Source organism: Amycolatopsis oliviviridis, from assembly GCF_014654365.1.
Lineage (GTDB): Bacteria > Actinomycetota > Actinomycetes > Mycobacteriales > Pseudonocardiaceae > Amycolatopsis > Amycolatopsis oliviviridis.
The window spans coordinates 628,965-648,357 of the sequence record NZ_BNAY01000002.1; the positions used below are offsets into that span (position 1 = coordinate 628,965).

The following is a 19,393-nucleotide window of genomic DNA, read 5'->3' on the forward strand; positions in this document are numbered from 1 at the left end:
GTCTCACCATGCGAAACCGTGTAGGTCGTTATACGTCCCCAGGATCCGCGCCGAGGACGGAGGCCGCCGCGTACCGCGAACGGTGGAGACCGGCCGTGCGGCGCAGGGTGAACCGGTCGATCTCCGCGCCGTCGTTGCGCAGGGTGCGCACGGTCAGCGTCGTCCGGCGGCCGAACCAGGCGGGCTCGACGTCGATCGCGAGGAACGAGTAGCCGGTGTAGCGCACGCGGGACCACGGCACCGTTTCGGTCACCTTCTCACCGCCCTTGACCCAGTGGTACGACTGGAACTCCCCCGCGAACGTGTCGGGCACCGGGAAGCTGTAGAGGCTCTTCCCGCCGCCACCGCAGGTCGCGTACACGGTGCCGTCGCGGTCCGGCTCGACGGTGTCGCCGATCTCGACCTCGCGCGTCACCTTGCCGCCGCGCAGCGCGTCGGTGCGTTCGTAGATGTGGTTGTGCCCGTTGATCACGAGGTCGACCTGGTACTCGTCGAACAGCGGGACCCACTGCTCGCGGACGCCGCCCTCGGACGCGTGCTGGTTGGTCGTCGAGTAGGCACAGTGATGGAAGAACACCACGACGAAGTCGACGTCCGGCTGCGACCGCAGATAGCGCAGGCGCCGCTTGAGCCAGGCCGTCTGGGAACCGTGCGAGTAGCCGAGGTTGGCGGGGATCTCGTAGGAGACGTCGTTGGCGTCGAGGGAGATCACCCCGACGTTGCCGTAGATGAAGGAGTACACGCTGGGGCAGTCGTGCGGGCCGCTGCCGGGGAAGTCCCAGCGCTTGAGCTGGCCGCCGTAGCCGTCGGGCGAGTAGAGGGCCTCCATGTCGTGGTTGCCGGTGGTGACCATCCACGGCACCGACGCCGCGACCCCCTCGATCTGGTTGTAGTAGGCGTCCCAGACCTTGGGGTCGAACAGGTCGTGATCCGCGTCGGGCTTGCCGCCGGGCGGCTTGCCGGCGCCACTCGGGTCGGCGTAGGCGATGTCGCCCGCCAGCAGGTGGAACCGCGGGTTCTGCCGTGCTACCGCGCCGTCCTGCGCGAGCGCCGTCGTCGACACGCCCTGGTCGCCGAACGCGGTGAAAGTGAACTTGTCCGCCGGGACACCCCGCGCGGGCGCGGTGGTGAACGTCGAGATCGCGGCGGGACCGCCGTCGCCCGAAGCCGGGTCGAAACCCTCGTGCCCGACGGCGTAACGGTAGGTGCGGCCGGGCCAGAGATGGTCGGCCTCGGCGTGCAGGTAATACTGGTCGTACGGCGCGATGACCCCGGCGACCTCGGAATGCAGCGCGCGAACCTCCGCCGGGATCCGGTGACTCCAGCCGCCGTGGCCGTCGGCGATACGCAGGAACGGCTTCCGCACCGGCGCCGGCACCTGCCACGCGACCCGCATCGACGTCCGCGGGTTCCGGCCGAACGCGAGATGCCGCCCCGCCGGGACGACCTTGTCGCCGTCGGCGTACGCGGTGCCCTGGAGCAGCAGCGGGCCCGCCGCGAGGGCGACACCTGTCCCTTTGAGCATGGTGCGGCGGGTCAGGTACTCGTGTTGTTCGGCCATCGTCAGGCGCGAGGCCAGCGCGTCGGGAACACCGACCCTGGGGATTTCCATGCGCGCGATCCTCGCTGACGGACATGTTCGGCTCGCGACGGTGAAACGAACGCGGATGGTCCAGCTGCCCAGGGTGGGCTCAAGGGGTACTCAAGTGATCTTTACCGAACGTGGGTCTCGTGAGCAGAGCCCCGTGGCGAGGCCTGACACCGGCCTCAGGAGAGCTGAATGTTCTCTCGACCGTCCACAAGGGACAAAACCCCTAGCCAGAGTGCTCGACTTGGGCACCTTTCCGACGGGGCGTGAGTGACAAAGAGGGCTCTATTGAAGGGCAGGGTAAAGGTGGCATGTTCGTGGCGCGGGTCGGTGGTCCTGAGTGACGTCTCGGCGGAGGAACAGGCGCCCCGGCGGATCGCGAAGACCACGTACCTTGGCCCGGCGGGTCGGCGGCGTTGCGAAAGCCGCCTGCTTGGACGAATGCCGTCCACCCCGCCCCAGCACGACACGTTTGCCTTACCCCTCCTTACTACTCACGACCGCCGCACCGACTCCTCGCCCGCAGTCGGTCACTCAAGCATGGCTTCATTCCCACGCCATCACACTTCAGTGGGATTAACTCGAATTCATTGTTGCTTAAAATTACGAACACTTGTTCGATCTATTCGGGTATTCTGGAGAGGTGTCCGAGACCTATCTCCCTGAACTCCCGCAGGAGTTGTGGCGTGCCGGCAAGCTGGAGCTTGCCCATGGCGTGCAGCAGTTCTTGCAGGTGATGCGGGTCGCGTCCGCCGGACTGGGACAGTATCTGGCGGAGATCGAGTCCCGGGGCGTCAAAGACTTGTTCGGGTACGGCACCACAATCGCGTGGTTCGCTGATGTGGCGGGGCTTTCATGGGGTGAGGCCCGGCCGGTGGTGAATCAGGCGATCGCGTTGAATCCGACGCGGGCTCTCGATGGGAGTGCGGTTCCGGCTGTCGCACCCACTACCGCTGCCGTGGCGGCGGAAGGGTTGATCGGGGGCGAGCGGATCCAGCAGATCCTGGAGATCTTGGCGAGGATCCCTGCTGACACGTCCGCCGAAGATCGGGAAAGTGCGGAGAAGACCCTCGCCGACCTCGCCAGAAGCGCTGGGCCTCGTGAGCTGGTGAAGGCCGAGGCGAAGATTCTCGCCTGGCTCGACCCCGACGGCAACGAACCCAAAGATCCAGAACCGAAACAGCCGCGCCGCGAGGTCACGCTGGAGCGCCGTAAGGACGGCTTCTGGAAGCTGAACGGCCTCCTCGACGACGAGACCGGTGCCCGCACCGCCGCCGCTCTGGAGGCCTACGCGAAACCCCGCCCGGTCGACGAGTTCGGCCAGGCGGATCTGCGCATGAAGTGCGAACGGCTGGGCGACGCCTGGGCCGAACTCCTCGACCTCGCGATCGCCTGCCCCGATCAGCCCGGAACGAGCGGTTACCGGACGTTGGTGCACGTCACCATCGGCCTCGAAGAGCTCAAGTCTGGGATCGGGAAAGCGTGCCTGGACTTCGTCGGCACCATGACCGCCCGCGAAGCCCGCATGGCCGCCTGCGACTGCCTCATGCTCCCGGTCGTGATGAACGCCGCGGGTGAGCCGCTAGATGTGGGACGGCTGCGGCGATTCGTCACCCCAGGCCAACGCCGCGCCTTGAACATCCGCGACCGGGGCTGCGCGTTCCCGGGCTGCCATCGAAGACCCAAGAACTGTCACGCCCACCACATTCACCACTGGGCAGACGGCGGACCCACCGACCTCCGCAACCTGGTGTTGCTCTGCGGCTTCCACCACCGCCTGATCCACCACGGCGACTGGCAAGTCCGCATGGCAGCCGACGGACTCCCCGAGTTCATCCCGCCCCAATACCTGGACCCGCTACAACGATCCCGGCGCAACACCCTCCACCGCGCCTGAAACCCCCGCACGCCCCGAGGAGCCCGCCACCCACACCGGCGACGGGCCCCTCGGCATGCGCCCACCTCACCGCCACGCCTTGGTCAAGTGGGTCGTGAGTGGTAAGTGGGGTTAGAACGACACTTACCACTCACGACCCCCGGCACCGACTCACTACCGGAACTCCCGCCCGCGCACCATCCGTGAAGGCCTCCTTGCCCACCCTGAAGGTAGCGAAAGAGGCCTTCACCACCTTCGCGATCGCCACCTTCACCCCAGGCCCACCAACGACCACAGCGAGAGCGCGTGAAGGCCCCCTTCCCTCGGCTGAGCCGAGGGAAGGGGGCCTTCACGCGCTTAAGTAGGTGAGCGTGGCTATGGCGCCTTGGTCAAGCGGAACTCCCGCCCGCGCACCGTCCGCGAAGGCCTCAGTGCTTGTCCGCCTCGGCGGCGGCGAAGATGTCCGTTTCCAGGAAGGTTCGCCACTGCGCTGGGGATCCGCTGTCCAGAGCGCGCCGGGCGGCGGCCTGGACCTGGCTGCCGGCCCTCGCCTTCGACCAGATCTCGCGGACCAGCGGGCCTTCCTCGAGATACCTGGCGTATCCGGCCTCGATACCGACGACGGCCGCGGCTCGCACCTTGATGCCGTTCACCTTGTCCTTGGCCGCGGCCTCGAAGATGCCGGTGTCGATGAAAGCCCGCCACTGCTCCGGCGTCCGGCTTTGGTAGGCCTGGAACCAGACCTCCGAGTCATCGGGCACCACGTTCCGGGTCCAGATGTGCTCCACGAACCACTCGTCCTTCAGCCACGCGGCCAATTCCAGGTCCATGCCGATGACGGCGGCGGCCTTCACTCGCGCGTCGCGCAGTTTCTTTTCGGCGGCTTCCTTCTCGGCCGCTTCCTTCGCCGCGTCCACGTCACGCTGGTGCTCGACGAAGATGCCGCGAACGATGAAGTCCTTGTGCTCCGCCGGTGTTCCGCTGTAGATCTTGCCCGCGGCAGCCTTCACGAACGAGTCCTTGGCGGCCCGCTCCCACAACGCGAAGACGAAGTTCTGGTCGTCCTGCGCCAGCAGCATCGAGGTCAGCTCGAAACCGAGCAGCGCGGCGGCGGGCTGCCGCTCCGCGCGCCGGGCCTGGTAGAGCGCTTCCCGGTCCAGGTCCCGCTGATGTGCCTCGTAGATCCAGGTATTGAGGAACAGCGACCACGAAGTCGACCCGCGGTCGTAGGCGTAGAGCGCCTCGTACTGAACCTCCTGCGCGGTCTCTCCCTGGCGCTTCGCGGCCTGATAGATCTGGTAGACGAAGTCCCGCTCGCTCATCCGCAACAGTTCCGGAGTGATCGTGAGCCCGACGACCGCGGCGGCCTTGGTGCGCACCTCGTCCGGCGTCTGCGCCACGACGGAGGAGGACTCGGCCGGCGCGGCGGTCGCCGTCCCCGGGACGAGAACTCCGGTCACCGCGGCGAAAACCGCGACGGAGGAAGCCATGACCTTGCGAACTCTGAAATTTCCCCAGTTTGCCATAGGTAGAGGTTGTCAGTTTTGTTCTGCTCGCCATCGTGGTCGAGCACGGGGAACCCCACACAGCACGACAACCCAGAGATCCCCCAGCCACTCACGATATAGCCTCATGATCGACGGGCGTTACCGATTTTCCCGGCATTGCTCCGAATGCGAAACTAACGTTCACCCCGGATGGTGCGCCGCAGCTTCGGCACCCGCTCGTGCAAGGTCCGCTCCGCCCCGCGCTGTGTCGGTTCGTAGTAGTCCCGGCCGATCAGCTCGTCCGGCGGATATTGCTGCGCCAGCACACCTTCCGGCACGTTGTGCGGGTACCGGTACCCCTTCGCGTTGCCGAGCTTCTCCGCTCCCGCGTAGTGCCCGTCGCGCAGATGCGGCGGCACCGTCCCGATCCGCCCGGACCGGACGTCGGACAGCGCGGCGTCGATCCCGGTGATGACGGCGTTCGACTTCGGCGCCGTCGCCAAGTGCACTGTCGCCTGCGCCAGCGCGAGACGGCCTTCCGGCATGCCGATGAACTGCACCGCGTGCGCCGCCGCGACGGCCGACTGCAGCGCCGTCGGATCGGCCATGCCGATGTCCTCGCTGGCGTGCACGACCAGGCGCCGGGCCAGGAACCGCGGGTCCTCCCCCGCTTCGATCATCCGCGCCAGGTAGTGCAGGGCGGCGTCCACATCGGACCCGCGGATCGATTTGATGAACGCGCTGATGACGTCGTAGTGCTGATCGCCGTCGCGGTCGTACCGCACCGCCGCTTTGTCCACTGTGGACTCGACGATGGCGAGATCGATCGTCTTGGCCTCGGTCGCGCCCGCCGCGTCCGCGGCGGCTTCCAGTGCCGTCAGCGCGCGCCGCGCGTCACCGGAGGCGAGCCGCACCAGATGCGCCCGCGCGTCCTCGGTCAGGGTGAGTTCGCCGCCGAGACCGCGTTCGTCGGCCAGCGCGCGCTCGATCAGCGAGACGATGTCCGCGTCGGTCAGCGGCCGCAGCTGCAGCACCAACGACCGCGAGAGCAGCGGCGAGACGACTGAGAACGACGGGTTCTCCGTGGTGGCCGCCACCAGCAGCACCGTCCGGTCCTCGACCGCGCCGAGCAGGGCGTCCTGCTGGGTCTTGGAGAACCGGTGGACCTCGTCGATGAACAGGACGGTGTTCTCGGCGTTGTAGTTCCGGCGGCGCCGGGCCTCCTCGATGACCCCGCGCACCTCCTTCACCCCGGCCGACAGCGCCGACATCGCCACGAACCGGCGGCCGGTCGCGGCCGACACGAGATTCGCCAGCGTGGTCTTGCCCGTTCCCGGTGGACCGTAGAGCAGCACGGAAGCGGGTGCCGCGCCTTCGACGAGCCGCCGCAGCGGCGCGCCCTCGCGCAGCAGGTGCTGCTGACCGACGACCTCGTCGAGCGACCGCGGGCGCATCCGCACGGCCAGCGGCGAGCCGGCCGGTACGGCGACCTCCCTCGGCTCGGCCTCTTCGGGAGGCGGCCCGAGGTCGGGGTTCACGGTGAAGAGTTCGTCCTGTGCCACGGTGTCGACGGTAGCCGTAGCCACCGACGGTTCCGGCCACAGGTCAGCGCAGCCGCTCCCGGAACGAGTGCCACATGATCACCGCCGCGTACGGCACGAACTCCCGGCCCCGTCGCCACACCCACGGGACGCCCTTGAGCACCAGCCAGCCGAGGTGCCCGGCGGTGCTCGGCTCGACGCCTCCCGAGCAGGTCAGGCTGACCGGCCGCGGCACCGCGAAGCCGGCCTCGGCGAGCCGTTCGGTGAACCCGGTCGCCAGCATCCGGTGCCCGAGTTCCGACGGGTGCAGCCGGTCGACGCTCCACGCGGTCAGGTCGTAGGCGCCCGGCAGCAGTTCGAGGTCGAGACACGGCACGCTCTCGCGCTCGACGACGCCCTCGATGGCGGCGTTCAGCTCGGCCACCCGCTCGCTCAACGCCCGCCGCAGCGACTGCGGGAGGCGGAACACCTTGCCGTGGTCGTGGTAGCGCACCGGCACCACGGTGGTGCCGACGGCGGCCAGCGACCGGATCACCTCGGTGAGGTCCGCGGCGATCTTCTCGGCGCTGAAATCGGGACGCAGCGTGTCGTTCATGCCCGCCACCACCAGCGCGACGTCCGGCTGGTGCGCCACGGCCGCGGGAAGCTGCTTCGTCAGCACGCACCCCATGCGCGCCCCGGTGAACGACGGGTTCAGGTAGCCGTCCGGTTCGACGCCCAGGGCCTCGGCGACGAGCGGGCCGACCCCGCGCCAGCCGCCGCGGTTCGGCAACGGGTCACCCAGGCCCACGGCCGTGGAATCGCCGAGCACGACCAGTCTGCGAGCGGACCGGGGTACGGCCGGTGCAGGAGGAAGGAGAGGTTCGGGACACGGAGTGACTTCGACACTGATCACGGTCACGGTAGCCACCATCGGCCACGCAGACTCACCTGCGGTGATCCCTGGGTAACGCGACGAGGACGGTCGAGCGAAAAGTCCGTGCGGCGGTTACCGGAACGCCGGATAGAACGCGAGGTCCGCGTGCGGGCCCAGCCTGGCCCCGAGCGCCGCGGCGACCCGGGTGGCGTGTTCGGAGATGTCCGTCAGGCGGGCGCGCAGCGAGTGCTTGGCCAGTTCCCGCCACCAGGTGACCAGCGCGGCCTCCCGGCTGATCGGCGTGGCGTGCCGGTCCAGGTTCAGCTCCGGGAGGATCTCCCAGGTGATGACCCACAGCAGGAGCAGCTGACCGTCCATCAGGTGTTCGGCCAGCGCGTCCTCGTCCGCGAGCGCGGGCCAGACCGAGACGACCTCGGCCCGCCAGGCGGCGATCATCGCCTCGCTCATCCCTGGCGGCAGCGCCAGGGCGTCCGCGCTCGACGCGAACGGGAGCCGCAGGTACGCCGCGTCCATCAGGGTGCTGCGCACCCGGCCGCGTTCGAAATCGAGGAACCGCACTCCGCCGCTGGTCACGAGGTTGTTGTCCGGGCTGAGATCGACCGGGCTGAACGCACGGTAGGACGGCGAGCCCGCCCGCTCGGCGACCTCCATGACCCGCCGCTGCACCGGCTCCGGCGTCTCGACGTCGAGCAGTTCCTCCAGCAGCCCCGGAAGCTGCGCGCAGACCGCGGGCAGCGGCGCGTCCTCGTTCTTGACCGGGCCGCCCAGACGGCGCAGCAGCGCGTTGAAATCGGGCTCGCGGCTCGCGGTGCTCGCGTGCAGCCTGCCGAGCGACCGGGCCCAGGACAGGAGCGCGCGTTCGGCACCGCGGGCGTCACGGGCGTGGAGCTTGTCGTGCAGCGTCGGAACGCCGCCGAGGTCCTCGATCACCAGGACACGGGCCCGGCCGTCGTGCGCCAGCAGTTCCGGGCACATCCGCTCCTCCGGGGCGAGCGCGGTGAACAGCTGGTAGCTGACCGCCTCCTGCGCGAACGGATCGGGCCGTCCCGGTTCGGGTGGATCGGGGTAGTGCTTGATGACCAGGGTGCGCGGCAGCGCGAACGGTGACGACGCCACCCGCGCCCGCACCACCGTCGCCGGACCGCTGCCGGCGAGGTCTTCGGGGGCGACGAGGGTGATGGTGCTGCCGAACCGGCGTGAAAGGACCGCCTCGCCGGCGGCGACCGCGGCCGCGACGGCGAGGGTTTCGGCTCCAGCTCCGACGGTCGAATCGTCGGCAGAGGAGGTATCGACTGTCATTACCACCGACCCTACTCGTGACTGAGCAACCATGACCACTGAGATCCGGGCAACCGCGCGCACTGGCGCGATCCGGACTCACCCGCGTGAGAGCGGACGTTCCGTCACCCTCGATCGTTGCCCACGACGGCGCAATGTCAGCACAATGGCCGCAGCTGCAACGATTCCGATGAGATTGACCAGCAGCTGACCGGTCGAATACAGGCACCGGTCCCACTGACCGGCAACCCCGGCGACCACCGCGTACCCGGCCGCGGGCACAGTCGTCACCGAGATGAAGACACCCACGAGCGCGGCCGATTTGGCCGACGTCATGGAAAGCATTCCCGCCGCGCCCGCGAGCAGTGCCACGATGAGGGACGCGATTCCCACCTGGTAAACGAAATCGACTTCGTGGTTCTCCGCGAGCTTGCTGACCTCCAGCACGCCGGTGGCGTTGCCCACCAGCACCACACCGAGGGTGATCACCATCGCGATCGGGAACCCGCCGAGCAGCGCGATCCCGCCCTGCCGCACGAGATCCCAGCGGCGCAGCACGAGGCCGACCGCCATCGCCGCCAGCGGGCCGAATTCCGGTCCCACGACCATCGCGCCGACGATGGTGACCGACGAGTTCGTGATCACGCCGACCGACGCCAGCAGGCAGGCGATGGTCAGGAATGCCTGAAAAGTCCAGGTGAGCCGGGACTCCTCGCCAGAGCGGCCGACGAGTTCCTGCCACACCACGGCGTCCGCGGCCTCACCCGGCGCTTCCTCCTCGGCCTTGTCCGCGGCGTCGGACACCGCGGTGTCGAGGGCTTCGAGCGTGATCCCGCCGGTGTGGTCGAGGTCGAGCCCGCACAGCGACTCGACGATCTCGTCGGCCGCCTCACGGGCGACGTCGGCCTCGATCAGGTCGCCCTCGGGCGAGACCGCCACCCCGTGATGGACGATGAGATGCGCGGTCCCGGCGTGTGCCCGCAGGATCCGGATCGCTTCATCGGTCCGGTCCGGCGGGCACACGGCCCTGAGATGGAGCATCAGTTCTTGACGGGCGGCGCGGGCTTGGCGTCGATGCCCGCCTCCTTGCGCTGCTCCGGCGTGATCGGCGCCGGGGCCGCGGTCAGCGGGTCGAACCCGCCACCGGTCTTCGGGAACGCGATCACGTCACGCAGCGAGTCGGCCTTGGCCAGCAGCATGACGATGCGGTCCCAGCCGAACGCGATGCCGCCGTGCGGCGGCGGGCCGAAGGCGAAGGCGTCGAGCAGGAAGCCGAACTTCTCCTGCGCCTCCTCCTCGCCGAGACCCATCAGCTCGAAGACCTGCTTCTGCAGTTCCTGCTGGTGGATACGGATGGAGCCGCCGCCGATCTCGTTGCCGTTGCAGACGATGTCGTAGGCGTAGGCCAGCGCGTTGCCGGGGTCGTCGGCGAGTTTGCCGATCCACTCCGGGGTCGGCGAGGTGAAGGCGTGGTGCAGGGCCTTCCACTTGCCGCCGCCGACCGCGACATCGTCGGACTCGTCGGCCGAGATGAACATCGGGAAGTCGACGACCCAGACGAACGACCAGGCGTTCTCGTCGATCAGGCCGAGGCGGCTGCCGATCTCCAGGCGGGTGGCGCCGAGCAGCGCACGCGCGTCGGCGGGCTTGCCGGCGGCGAAGAAGACGCAGTCACCGGGCTTGGCGCCGACGGCCTCCGCGACCGTCTCGCGCTCCTTCTCCGACAGGTTCTTCGCGACCGGCCCGCCGAGCGTGCCGTCCTCGTTCACCAGGATGTACGCGAGACCGCGGTGGCCGCGCTGCTTGGCGAAGTCCTGCCAGGCGTCGAGGGTGCGGCGCGGCTGGTCGGCCCCGCCCGCCATCACGACGGCGCCGACGTACGGCGCCTGGAACACGCGGAACGGGGTGTCGGCGAAGAACGCCGTCATGTCGGTGAGTTCGAGGTCGAAGCGCAGGTCCGGCTTGTCCGAGCCGTACTTCTCCATCGCCTCGGCGTAGGTGATCCGCCGGAACGGCCGGGGGATCTCGGCGCCGATCAGCTTCCACAGCGCGGTCACGATGTCCTCGCCGAGGGCGATGACGTCGTCCTGCTCGACGAAGCTCATCTCGATGTCGAGCTGGGTGAACTCCGGCTGCCGGTCGGCGCGGAAGTCCTCGTCCCGGTAGCAGCGCGCGATCTGGTAGTACCGTTCGAGCCCGCCGACCATGAGCAGCTGCTTGAACAGCTGCGGCGACTGCGGGAGCGCGTACCAGGAGCCGGGCTTGAGCCGGGCCGGGACCACGAAGTCGCGGGCGCCCTCGGGGGTGGAGCGGGTCATGGTCGGGGTCTCGACCTCGACGAACTCCTGCGCGTGCAGCACCTCACGGGCGGCGCGGTTGACCTCGCTGCGCAGGCGCATGGCGGCGGCGGGGCCGTTGCGGCGCAGGTCGAGGTAGCGGTGCTTGAGGCGCACCTCCTCGCCGACGTCGACCCGGTCGTCGATCGGGAACGGCAGCACGGCGGCCTCGGACAGCACCTCGAGCTCGGTGACCAGCACCTCGATCTCGCCGGTGGGGATCTCGGCGTTGGCGTTGCCCTCGGGCCGCTTCGAGACCTCACCGACGACGCGGACGCAGTACTCGGAGCGCAGCAGGTGGGCGCGCTCGGCCATCTCGCCCTCACGGAAGACGACCTGGCTCACGCCGCTGGCGTCGCGCAGATCGATGAAGATGACGCCGCCGTGATCGCGCCGCCGGGCCACCCATCCGGTGAGGGTGACCGTCTGACCGGCGTGCTCGGCACGCAAGGTGCCGGCTTTGTGGGTGCGAAGCACTGCGGGTGCTCTCCTTCGGCATCACGATTCTGCGATTCGACGGCGCTGCGGTTCGACTGCTCTGCGCCGACGTCAAAGGCTAACGAATCGCCCCGGATGCCTCGCGACCAGGTACAAACCCGGCGTTTCGTCAGATCGTCGGCCACGCTTCCAGCGCCGCGACCATCCGGCGCGTATGAGCCAGGTAGTCGGGCACGGACAGGACCCTGCCGTCGATGTTCTCCAGCAGCCAGCCTGCGGCCGCCTCCTTCGAGGCGAAGAACTGGGTGCAGACCAGCGCCTCGACGTAGTCCTGGCCGAGGGTGAGGTCGATGCCGGACAACCGCGACGCGGCGACCACCGCGTGCGGCGGGTCGACGCTCAAGACCCTGTCGCGGGTGAAGTGGACACGGACGCGGGCCCCGGTCGCCGGGCAGACCGAATCCGCGTGCACGGGTTCGCCGGTGGCGACGGCCAGCAGGAACAGGTCCACCTGGTACCGGTCCGAGCCCGCCCTGGCCGGTCCGGGCCGGGAACCGCGGTCCATCACGACCAGGCCGTCACGGATGACGAAGCCCATCAGATCCATCAGCCGGTGGGCCTCGGCGGGGTCCATGCCGACGGTGGCGGCGAGTCTGCCGATGGCGATGGGGTGTCTGCCCGCTCTGGTCAGCTTGGTCGCGGCCCAGGCGATGCGGACAGCGGCGGTGCGATCCGTCCGGGTGGTCAACAGGCACCTCCTCGCCTTCCTCTTCTCTGAGATTAAGCACGAAAAGGATTTCCGCCAAGTGACTGCGCCGAACGGCCGAATCCGTTGTGGGGTAAGAAGATTCACATTGCGCGCCGCGGATCGGGAAGACGTTTCCTCCAGTGCCCGAAAAGAGACGATCTTTCGGTCGGAAGAGGCAAAAGTGGCGCGGCCTCACAGCAGTTTGAGCTGTTCCGCGGCGGGCACCACCTCCTCCGCCCGTTGCACAGGCATCGTCACTTGCATTCGTTCCCCGTCATCGGCACGGGAACCGAAACCGTGCCGGCGCAGCAACGGGCCGACGCGGGTGCCCAGCCGCTCCCGATAGGACTTCGGGAGGTAAGCACCGCGCGAGTACAGCTCCCGGTACTTCGGCACCAGTTCCGGATGCTCGCGGCCGAGCCAGCGCGCGAACCATTCCCGCGCGCCCGGCCGCAAATGCAACGGGAGGACGGTGACCCGCGTGGCACCGGCCTCGGCCAGCCGCGCGAACAGCGCGTCGAGCGCGGCCACCGAGTCGGTCAAGTACGGCAGCACCGGGGCGACCAGTACCGAACACGGCAGCCCGGCGTCCCGCGCCTTGCGGATCAGGTCGAGCCTCGCCCGCGGGCTCGGTGTCCCGGGTTCGAGGCGGCGCTGCAGATCCTCGTCCAGCAACGCGAGCGAAATCGCCAGCCCGGCGGGCACGTCCTTCGACACCGACTCCAGCAACGGCAGATCCCGCGCCAGCACGGTCCCCTTCGTCAGGATGGACAGCGGTGTGCCCGAATCCGCGAGCGCGGTGATGATGCGCGGCATCAGCTTGTACCGGCCTTCGGCACGCTGATAGGGATCGGTGTTCGTGCCCATCGCGACGTGCTCGCGGCTCCAGCTCGGTCGCCGCAGCTGCGCCGCCAGCACTTCGGGCGCGTTGACCTTCACGATCACCTGCGTGTCGAAGTCGCGGCCGGCGTCGAAATCCAGGTAAGTGTGGGTGTTCCGCGCGAAGCAGTTGTGCGTGACCATGCCGTCGGCGATGAAGTCGCCGGTTCCGGTGGTGATGTCGAACAGCGGCAGCTCGATGCCGAGCGCTTCGATGGACGACACCTTCCGCCTGGTCCGGCCGATCGCGAGCCCGTCGAGCGACCGTTTCCAGCCGACGGCGGGATCGGCGAGGTGGAAGAACCGCAGCTCCTCCGACGGCCCGCCGAGCAGCTGCACCGTCCACAACGGACGGAACTTGACATTTTCGGTTTTGACGTAACGGAAGCCGAAGTTGTCGAGAGCCGCGCAGAAGGTCGAGACGATGTCCTGCTCGTCATGGGTGACGCGCAGCGCGCCGTGCCGGTAGCTCCCGGCGAGGTCGAACAGTCCCGCCAGGAATCCGCGCTGCCAATGGGAATCCGGCGACGGCGGCACCTGCACGAAGCCGACCGACGCGCCGAAGTCGGGCAGGTACTTGAGCGCACGGTCCGCGGCGTCCTTCTCGGCCGAGAAACCGCCGGAGCGCAACATCCCGCAGAGGAACCCGGCACGGTAGCCGAGGGTGTCGTCCGGGGTGCGGACGAGTTTCCCGACGCCGACGAGTTCGGTGCCCCCGACCAGATGCGGCCGCTGCGCCGCGCCGAACCGGGTGCCGGTGACGTGCTTCCACCCGCGGCCGGTCAGGAAACGGTGGTCGCCACTGGCCACGATGGACGTTCCGTCGTCGAGGGTCACGCGGTACGCCGGTTTCAGCGTCGACCAGTGCGCGAGCACCTCCGTCGACACCAGGCGCCTGCCCGCGCCGCGCCCGCGCGTCCCGTAGATCGCGTCGCCCGGCGCCAGGTCCGCCAGCGGCTTCGTCCGGCCGTCGGCCATCAGGACCGGCGTGCCGCCTTCGAGGCAGTACGTACACGCGTGCGAACAGCCGCGGTACGGGTTCACGGTCCATCCGAACGGGACACCCGAGCCCTCGGGCACCTTGTTCAGCACGGATTTGGCGTGCACCTCGTGAAAGGTGACGCCGTCGAACTCGGGCGTGCGCACCGAACGCAGCAACCCGTCCAATCCGGGCAGCACCGGCTCGCCGCCGTCCGCCCGCTGTCGATCCCATCGCACGAAGCCAGTCGAACACATGTTCTAGACGGGTGTCAAACAGGTGTTCGAACACGGGTGATCTTCGGCGCGTTTAGTCCTCTGGATGGCGCGTTTCGTCCTCTGGATGCGGTAGTTGCGCGTGCAAGTACCGCATCCAGAGGACTAAACGCGAGCCAGAAGCCTCACAGCTTCTCAATCTCGTCCGTGACGTACCCAGCAGGCTGGATCAGTCCCGCGCACCGGCTCTGCCCGCGCGGCGTCGCCGACCGGCGCCGCACGGTCACCGAGTAGAAGTCCTCGCCGCCGCGCACGGTGACCACCCGGGCGTCGGATTCGAGCAGCGGCTCCTCCTGGACGGCGAGCACGTCGTCCAAACCGGACAGATCGAGCTGCCGCCGGATCGCGATCTCGGCGAACTGCGCCCACGCCGTCCGGGCGGAGGTCCGGCCGCGGAGCTGCTCCGGTTCGACGTGCCCGCGCAGGGCGGCCTTGGCGACCAGCGCCGCCTCGGCCGGATTGAGCTGGCCGTGCAGGAAGCCGTCGGGGACCACGAGGAGGTTGCCCGCCCAGCGGTCGCCGCCGACGTGGCTGACCTCCCAGGAGCGACCCGGATGGTTGGTGTTGAGCGCCGAGGCCAGCGGGCGCCCGAGTACCGCGCAGCACATGTCCTTGGTGCCGTGCGTGCAGACCAGGAACAGCGGTCCGTCCACTCGTTCGCCGAGCCCGCCGACACCGTCCACGACCAGGTCGAGGTCCAGTTCGGCCAGTTCGCTCAGGTCGTGGATCTCCAGGCGTTCCAGCCAGCGGTTGCCCGGTTCGCCCCCGCCGACGTACACGGAACGGGGTCGATCCGGATCTCGCTGGTGTTTGCCGGGGCGGCGGATCAGCAGCGGCCGGAGCCCGTGTGACCGTCTCAGGCTCTCGAGCAGCTCGCGGCGCTCGGCGGGGAAAGCCTCATCGAGGACGTTTTCCAGCGCGTCCGCGGGCCAGGGACCCGGCTGCTCGATGAGCAGCCAGCAGCGCATGTCGGCCGCGGTGCCGGCGGGGCTCGCGCCCAGCATGCGCGCGACGGTCGCGCAGCCCGGCAACGCGGCGGGCGGCGCTGGAGTGTCCGAAAGCTGAGCGGTCATCGGCTGACCGCTCCGGACTTCACCTTAGGCATGCCTTAGCTTACCCCGTCCGAGCTCCCTTCACACTTGCCGTCTCCTGTGAGATTCAGCCGATCGAGAGAAGTCCCTGCGTGGTGAGCTCGCCGAGGAAGGCCCGGACGGTCCCCCGATCGAGTTCGGACAGCTCGGCGAGTCGCTTGATGGCCTGCGGTGTGCCGTCGATCAGCGCCTTCAGCAGCGGGGCCGCGGCACCCGCGAAAACGAACCGCTTGCCGTCCGCGAGCAAGGTCACCCTGCCATCGCTCTCTTCGAGCACCGCCCTCGGGACCAGGAACCGGACCTCGGTCTCGTCGCCGTCCGGCAACAGGTCCGGGGTCGCCGCCCAGGGCAGCCCGACCCGCGGATGCGCCGGGGCCGACGAGTCGCGCTCGGCGAGGAACCGGTCGACGACGTCGCCGGTCAGCGCGGTTTCCAGTTCCGCGCGCAGGGCGGCGGCACGGGCCGCGCGGTCCTCTTCCGTCCCGAACCTCGGGAGGTCCTGACGGAACGCGGTGCTGGACCGCAGCTTGTCGGCGAGCCAGGACACCAGGTCGATCCCGGTGGCCGGGCTGAACCCGAGCGTGAGGTGCAGCGACATCTCCCCCACCGCGGTGACGTCGTGCCAGTGCCCGCGCGGGACATAGAGGACATCCCCGTCTTCGAGGATGAAATCGTCGATCGGCTCACCGGGCCGCTCGGGCTGCTCGACGTCGCGGTGCAGCGGGGCGGGCCTGGTCGGGCCGTGCATCCGCCAGCGTTTGCGGCCGGCGACCTGGATGATGAACGCGTCGTGGTCGTCCCAGTGCACGTCGAAGCCGTGGGTGACACCCCAGCCCGCGTACAGGTTGACCTGGACGCTCTCGCGGAGGTCGTGTTCGAGCCCCCTGGCGAGGTCGCCGATCGGGTCGCTGAGTTCCTGGATGGCGTCGAGCACCATCGTCGCGCCGCCGCGGAGGTGCTCGGTGAACGGAGCGGCCTGCAGGCGGGGGACGGTGCCACTGCGGCGGGTGGGGACGAGATCGGTGTAGCTCTCCATCGGCACCGGGGTGCCGTCGAGGGCCAGGCGCAGCCGCGGGAACTCCAGGCGATGCTGCCGGAGGATCGCGTTCAGCGCGGGCCACGGCAGCAGGTCGGCGAACCGGCCGGCGGGGCCTTCGAAACGGCGATAGGTCTCGCCCTGGACGTCTCGGAAGAACTGGCTGACCCCGAGCGGAGCCACGAGGTCAGCCAGTGTCGGCGTTCCGGGCACTCAGCCGTCGTTACCGTCGTTGTCGGCGGCCGCGCCGTTGGCCTTCCCGCGGTCGACCGCGGTCGGGATCTTCTCGACCTCCAGCAGCAAACCGCTGTCGGGAGCCTGCGTACCTGACTGTTCCTGTGCCATCCTGCCACCTTTTCTCAGACGAGCGGACGGACCGAAAATCGGCCTGGAGCGCCGCCAAGCCTACGACACGTTTCGGGAAAATTCACTGTCCAGCAGGGAAAAACGGTCTTGTGAGCGATCTTCGACACCGTGGCGCGAGTTCACCCGGACAGCGGTTCTAAGCTGCCATCCATGGCTGATCCGGCATCCTTCGCCCGACCGCGCTGGGACGTGCTCGCGGCCGTCGGCGCGGGTGGCGCGCTGGGCAGCCTGGCGCGCTACGGGCTGTCGGTCGCGATCCCGCATTCTCCGGGTCGATTCGCGCTTTCCACCTTCACCACCAACGTTTCCGGCTGCCTGCTGATCGGCGTCCTGATGGCGCTGCTGAGCGCGACGACCGACCCGCACCGGCTGCTGCGGCCGTTCCTGGGAGTCGGGATCCTGGGCGGCTACACCACGTTTTCGACCTACGCGACGGACACACTCGATCTCGTGACGAACGGGCGTCCGTTCACCGGGTTGGCGTACGCGTCCGGCACGGTCGCGGCCGCCTTGGTAGCGGTCTACGCCGGGCACGAGATCACCCGGGCGGTGAAGAAATGACCGTCCTTTTCGTCGCGCTCGGCGGCGGCCTCGGCGCGATCCTGCGTTTCCTGACCGATCTGCGGGTGCGGACGTGGCGAGGCGCCACCTTCCCGTGGGGCACCTTGACGGTCAACATCGCGGGCTCGGCGATCCTGGGCGTCCTCACCGGCTGGGCGCTGCACGGCGGCGAGCCGGACGGGATCCGCGCGCTGCTGGCCGTCGGCTTCTGCGGCGGGCTCACGACGTTCTCGACCTTCGGCTACGAAACGCTGCGCCTGTTCACCGAGAAGACGCGGGCGCGCGCCGTGCTGAACGTCGGCCTCACGATGGCCGCCGGGATCGGCGCCGCGGCGGCGGGCCTCCTGCTCGCCGCCGCCGTCTGGCACTGAGCCGGTCTTCGGGCGGTCAGTCTTCGGGCGCCATCCGCCACGCGGCCGCCGCGATCGCCTCGCGCTGCTCGGCCGGGAGACCGGCCGCCATCTCCTCCAGCTTGTCGACGACGCCTTCGTGAGCGGCGTTCGCGAGCCGGAGGCCCTCTTCGGTCAGCGTGATCTTGAGCGCGCGGCGATCGCAGGAATCCGCGACCCGCTCGACGAGCGCGCGCCGCTGCACCCGGTCCACCAACCCGGTGACACTGGATTTCTCCAGGTTGAGCATCTTGCCGAGCTCGGTCATCCCGACGCCGGTCTCCCCCTGGGCCAGCACGCAGAGCAGCTGCGCCTGCTGCGGCGTGAGGTCGTGGGACCGGCCGACGTCGATGAAAGCCCGCTGCACCAGATGCGAAAGCCGCACCAGCGCCGTCGCGAATCCGAGGTCTTCGGCCGTGGTCATATCCGCAGTCTACTTGACGATGGTTCGGAGTACGAACTACTGTAGTTCGCAGTACCAACATTACGTACTACGAACTAGGGGACTCCCATGAGCAAGACCGTGGCCGTCATCGGCGGGGGATACGGCGGGACCACCGTCGCGAAGGAACTGGACCCGATCGCCGACGTCGTCCTCGTCGAACCACGCGAGGACTTCGTCCACCACGTCGCCGCGTTGCGGGGACTCGTCGATCCCGAGTGGACGGATCGGCTTTTCTACCCGTACGCCCGGCTTCTCGAACGCGGACGGGTGCTCCGCGACCGCGCGGTGAGAGTGGACCAGGACGGCGTCACCCTCGCGTCGGGCGAGCGGCTCACACCGGACTACGTCGTGCTGGCGACCGGTTCGGCGTACCCGTTCCCGGCGAAGATCGATTTCCAGGACAGCGCTTCGGCGAAGGCGAAGATCCGGGCCACCCGGGAGGAACTCGCGGGCGCGGAGAGGGTGCTGCTGCTCGGCGCGGGCCCGGTGGGCCTCGAACTGGCGGGCGAGATCAAGGCGGTGTGGCCGGAGAAGGCCGTGACGATCGTCGACCCGGCACAGGAGATCCTGCCCGGGTTCCCGGTGGAGTTCCGCGCGGAGATCCGGCGCCAGCTCGGCGAACTGGGCGTCGAACTCCTGCTCGGCACTTCGCTGGCCGAGGCGCCGGTCTCGGAGCCGGGGCAGGCGAAGACGTTCACCGCTTCGTTGAGCTCGGGCGGAGAGGTGACCGCCGACCTGTGGTTCCAGTGCTACGGCGGCGCGCCGCACACCGCGTACCTCGACGGCTCCCTCGCTTCCGCGCGCCGGCCGGACGGACAGGTGACCGTGGACGCCGACCTGCGTCTCCCAGGGCAGCCGCGGGTGTTCGCGCTCGGTGACATCACCGCGCTGCCGGAAGGGAAACTGGCGAAGGTGGCCGGTGACCACGCGGAGGTCGTCGTGGCCAACATCCGGGCGCTGATCGAGGGCGGCGAGCTGCGGACCCACACCCCGGGCGGGCCGATGATCTCGTTGCCGCTCGGACCTTCCGGCGGCGCGACCTACGCGGAGGAGGCCGGGATCCTGGACGCGGCGACGACGTCGGAGATCAAGGGGTCGCACATGATGGCCTCGCGGTACGACGAGCTGTTCAACGTCGGCTGAGTGCCCCCACGCGCGCTATGAAGGACGCTTTCATTGCAAATTTTGCAATGAAAGCGTCCT

General features: G+C 69.0%; 17 protein-coding genes. 4 read left to right on the plus strand and 13 right to left on the minus strand.

Translation table 11 applies throughout. The annotated features are described in order from the left end of the window. Positions 1 to 28 precede the first annotated feature (28 nt). Positions 29 to 1,612 carry a purple acid phosphatase family protein gene (locus IE302_RS10060; protein WP_191254086.1) on the minus strand — a complete coding sequence of 528 codons (1,584 nt, stop codon included), beginning with the start codon at positions 1,610 to 1,612 and terminating at the stop codon, positions 29 to 31. 619 nt (positions 1,613 to 2,231) lie between these two features. On the opposite strand from IE302_RS10060, the gene IE302_RS10065 reads away from it, so the two are divergent. Beyond that, positions 2,232 to 3,485 (plus strand): HNH endonuclease signature motif containing protein, encoded by a 1,254-nt coding sequence (locus IE302_RS10065; protein WP_229907696.1) that lies wholly within the window; start codon positions 2,232 to 2,234, stop codon positions 3,483 to 3,485. 407 nt (positions 3,486 to 3,892) lie between these two features. Here IE302_RS10065 and IE302_RS10070 read toward each other — a convergent pair whose 3' ends face one another. From IE302_RS10070 to IE302_RS43065, 11 genes are all read right to left on the minus strand, one after another. Then, complete coding sequence (locus IE302_RS10070) at positions 3,893 to 4,954, minus strand: ALF repeat-containing protein (protein ID WP_191254090.1); 1,062 nt, start codon at positions 4,952 to 4,954, stop codon at positions 3,893 to 3,895. Between the two features lie 191 nt (positions 4,955 to 5,145). Then, on the minus strand, positions 5,146 to 6,513 hold the full coding sequence (locus IE302_RS10075) for a replication-associated recombination protein A (protein WP_191254092.1): 1,368 nt from the start codon (positions 6,511 to 6,513) through the stop codon (positions 5,146 to 5,148). Between the two features lie 43 nt (positions 6,514 to 6,556). Beyond that, positions 6,557 to 7,405, minus strand: coding sequence for an SGNH/GDSL hydrolase family protein (locus tag IE302_RS10080; protein WP_191254094.1), 849 nt, complete (start codon positions 7,403 to 7,405; stop codon positions 6,557 to 6,559). A gap of 75 nt (positions 7,406 to 7,480) precedes the next feature. Further along, the gene (locus IE302_RS10085; protein WP_191254096.1) at positions 7,481 to 8,668 is read right to left on the minus strand and encodes a phosphotransferase; all 1,188 of its coding nucleotides are present in this window, start codon (positions 8,666 to 8,668) and stop codon (positions 7,481 to 7,483) included. A gap of 78 nt (positions 8,669 to 8,746) precedes the next feature. Next, positions 8,747 to 9,688 carry a DUF389 domain-containing protein gene (locus tag IE302_RS10090; protein WP_191254098.1) on the minus strand — a complete coding sequence of 314 codons (942 nt, stop codon included), beginning with the start codon at positions 9,686 to 9,688 and terminating at the stop codon, positions 8,747 to 8,749. Further along, entirely contained in the window at positions 9,688 to 11,460 is a 1,773-nt protein-coding gene (gene aspS / locus IE302_RS10095; protein ID WP_191254100.1) for an aspartate--tRNA ligase, read from the minus strand. The genes IE302_RS10090 and aspS overlap by 1 nt, the downstream gene beginning before the upstream one ends. A 130-nt stretch (positions 11,461 to 11,590) precedes the next feature. Then, positions 11,591 to 12,169 carry an organomercurial lyase gene (gene merB / locus IE302_RS10100; protein WP_191254102.1) on the minus strand — a complete coding sequence of 193 codons (579 nt, stop codon included), beginning with the start codon at positions 12,167 to 12,169 and terminating at the stop codon, positions 11,591 to 11,593. A 192-nt stretch (positions 12,170 to 12,361) separates the two neighbouring features. Continuing rightward, positions 12,362 to 14,266, minus strand: a complete 1,905-nt coding sequence (locus IE302_RS10105) for an intein-containing Rv2578c family radical SAM protein (RefSeq protein WP_191254104.1) — start codon at positions 14,264 to 14,266, stop codon at positions 12,362 to 12,364. A 161-nt stretch (positions 14,267 to 14,427) separates the two neighbouring features. Continuing rightward, on the minus strand, positions 14,428 to 15,375 hold the full coding sequence (locus IE302_RS10110; RefSeq protein WP_191254106.1) for a ferredoxin family protein: 948 nt from the start codon (positions 15,373 to 15,375) through the stop codon (positions 14,428 to 14,430). A gap of 85 nt (positions 15,376 to 15,460) precedes the next feature. Then, the gene (locus IE302_RS10115; RefSeq protein ID WP_191254108.1) at positions 15,461 to 16,642 is read right to left on the minus strand and encodes a cupin domain-containing protein; all 1,182 of its coding nucleotides are present in this window, start codon (positions 16,640 to 16,642) and stop codon (positions 15,461 to 15,463) included. After that, positions 16,643 to 16,774 (minus strand): hypothetical protein, encoded by a 132-nt coding sequence (locus IE302_RS43065; protein WP_005157133.1) that lies wholly within the window; start codon positions 16,772 to 16,774, stop codon positions 16,643 to 16,645. A 171-nt stretch (positions 16,775 to 16,945) separates the two neighbouring features. Here IE302_RS43065 and crcB (IE302_RS10120) point away from each other — a divergent pair, with 171 nt between their 5' ends. Then, positions 16,946 to 17,356, plus strand: a complete 411-nt coding sequence (gene crcB / locus IE302_RS10120) for a fluoride efflux transporter CrcB (RefSeq protein WP_191254110.1) — start codon at positions 16,946 to 16,948, stop codon at positions 17,354 to 17,356. After that, positions 17,353 to 17,727, plus strand: a complete 375-nt coding sequence (gene crcB / locus IE302_RS10125; protein ID WP_191254112.1) for a fluoride efflux transporter CrcB — start codon at positions 17,353 to 17,355, stop codon at positions 17,725 to 17,727. Before crcB (IE302_RS10120) ends, crcB (IE302_RS10125) begins: the two co-directional genes overlap by 4 nt. A gap of 16 nt (positions 17,728 to 17,743) precedes the next feature. Here crcB (IE302_RS10125) and IE302_RS10130 read toward each other — a convergent pair whose 3' ends face one another. Further along, the gene (locus IE302_RS10130; protein ID WP_005157124.1) at positions 17,744 to 18,169 is read right to left on the minus strand and encodes a MarR family winged helix-turn-helix transcriptional regulator; all 426 of its coding nucleotides are present in this window, start codon (positions 18,167 to 18,169) and stop codon (positions 17,744 to 17,746) included. 87 nt (positions 18,170 to 18,256) lie between these two features. On the opposite strand from IE302_RS10130, the gene IE302_RS10135 reads away from it, so the two are divergent. Further along, positions 18,257 to 19,333 carry an NAD(P)/FAD-dependent oxidoreductase gene (locus IE302_RS10135; protein ID WP_191254114.1) on the plus strand — a complete coding sequence of 359 codons (1,077 nt, stop codon included), beginning with the start codon at positions 18,257 to 18,259 and terminating at the stop codon, positions 19,331 to 19,333. Positions 19,334 to 19,393: the final 60 nt, after the last annotated feature.

What these genes read in the sequence shown, in the direction of transcription:
- IE302_RS10060 (WP_191254086.1), bottom strand. Translation starts at nt 1,612, where the DNA reads ATGGAAATCCCCAGGGTCGGTGTTCCCGACGCGCTGGCCTCGCGCCTG.
- IE302_RS10070 (WP_191254090.1), bottom strand. Translation starts at nt 4,954, where the DNA reads ATGGCTTCCTCCGTCGCGGTTTTCGCCGCGGTGACCGGAGTTCTCGTC.
- IE302_RS10080 (WP_191254094.1), bottom strand. Translation starts at nt 7,405, where the DNA reads ATGGTGGCTACCGTGACCGTGATCAGTGTCGAAGTCACTCCGTGTCCC.
- IE302_RS10085 (WP_191254096.1), bottom strand. Translation starts at nt 8,668, where the DNA reads ATGACAGTCGATACCTCCTCTGCCGACGATTCGACCGTCGGAGCTGGA.
- IE302_RS10090 (WP_191254098.1), bottom strand. Translation starts at nt 9,688, where the DNA reads ATGCTCCATCTCAGGGCCGTGTGCCCGCCGGACCGGACCGATGAAGCG.
- IE302_RS10110 (WP_191254106.1), bottom strand. Translation starts at nt 15,375, where the DNA reads ATGACCGCTCAGCTTTCGGACACTCCAGCGCCGCCCGCCGCGTTGCCG.
- IE302_RS43065 (WP_005157133.1), bottom strand. Translation starts at nt 16,774, where the DNA reads ATGGCACAGGAACAGTCAGGTACGCAGGCTCCCGACAGCGGTTTGCTG.
- crcB (WP_191254110.1), top strand. Translation starts at nt 16,946, where the DNA reads ATGGCTGATCCGGCATCCTTCGCCCGACCGCGCTGGGACGTGCTCGCG.
- crcB (WP_191254112.1), top strand. Translation starts at nt 17,353, where the DNA reads ATGACCGTCCTTTTCGTCGCGCTCGGCGGCGGCCTCGGCGCGATCCTG.
- IE302_RS10130 (WP_005157124.1), bottom strand. Translation starts at nt 18,169, where the DNA reads ATGACCACGGCCGAAGACCTCGGATTCGCGACGGCGCTGGTGCGGCTT.
- IE302_RS10135 (WP_191254114.1), top strand. Translation starts at nt 18,257, where the DNA reads ATGAGCAAGACCGTGGCCGTCATCGGCGGGGGATACGGCGGGACCACC.